A 362-nucleotide genomic window follows, 5' to 3' on the forward strand; every position below is an offset into this window, starting at 1 on the left:
GAGCTGGAGCCGCTCGACCGCGACGCCGCCGAAGACCATCGCGCCGATCCGCCCGTTCCCGAGCGGGAGGGCCTCGGTCCAGGCCGACGCCGGGGCGTCGTAGCGCAGGGTCGTCTCGGTCACGGGTCTCCAGGGCTGCCGGTCGGACCGCGGACGGGTGCGGTCCGACCGGCAGCGTAGATCAGGGCGTGCTGATGACCGGCTTGGCCGGCAGGGTGAACGGGCTGCCGAGGAAGAACCCGGTGTGAGGCGGCTGGTTGTAGGCCGTGTTCTGCCACGCGATCGCCACGCGGTACGTCTGGTCGTGCAGCAGGGTCCAGACGCGGGTGGTGGTCGGCGTCGGGGTGGCGTAGATCCGCAGC

The 362-nt window shown here is 72.4% G+C and carries 2 protein-coding genes; both read right to left on the reverse strand.

The window, feature by feature from the left end; translation table 11 throughout:
• Positions 1 to 123 (reverse strand): glycoside hydrolase N-terminal domain-containing protein (locus HP550_RS00085; protein ID WP_175345566.1); only part of this gene is annotated, 123 nt, incomplete at its 3' end.
• A 58-nt stretch (positions 124 to 181) separates the two neighbouring features.
• Positions 182 to 362: rhamnogalacturonan lyase family protein (locus tag HP550_RS00090; protein WP_175345567.1), on the reverse strand; the 181-nt coding region annotated here is incomplete at its 5' end.

Source organism: Cellulomonas humilata (assembly GCF_013359775.1).
Lineage (GTDB): Bacteria > Actinomycetota > Actinomycetes > Actinomycetales > Cellulomonadaceae > Cellulomonas > Cellulomonas humilata.